This window comes from Vibrio sp. 2134-1, from assembly GCF_033339495.1.
The window spans coordinates 1-554 of record NZ_JAWOUS010000809.1; the positions used below are offsets into that span (position 1 = coordinate 1).

The 554-nt window shown below is 44.2% G+C and carries 1 pseudogene; it reads left to right on the forward strand.

Features of this window, described 5'->3' with window-relative positions:
* A pseudogene (locus R7R78_RS28660) lies at positions 1-554 on the forward strand (DNA internalization-related competence protein ComEC/Rec2); the annotation flags it as partial.

Below are 554 nucleotides of genomic sequence, written 5' to 3' on the forward strand. Positions count from 1 at the left end.
ACTCTCTTAGAAAAAAGTTGGACCTTGGCGTTATTTGTCGCGAGCGTAATTTCGTCTGCATGGTGGCCGACGATGCCGGATTGGCGTTGGTTGCTGCTGGGAATAATTACCACTGGCTCAATAATTAAATTACGTCGAGGCTTAATTAGCATAGGCGTAATTGTGGGCTTTATGGTTGTCATCGTCCACGGCAATATTATGGAGTATCAGAGACAAGCCCTTTTTCAAGCAGGTGAGAATAGTACCATAATTGGTAGAGTTGACAGCTCTTTTACGCAAATAAGTCACGGATATGAAGGTGTCGTGGCGATAAAACAAGTGAATACTCACACTCTGTTACCTTTTCTTAAACCTAAAGTCCGCCTTATAACGCCATTCCCACTAGCTGTTAACAGTGAGTTTACGACTAACGTTTTGATTAAGCCCATTATCGGCCTCAGAAATGAAGCGGGTTTCGACGCAGAAAAGCAGTCAATGGGAAGTGGTGTTGTTGCAAGGGCGGTCGTAACTAAAGATTCATACTGGGTCATTCGTACTTCTTCGTCTTGGCGCGA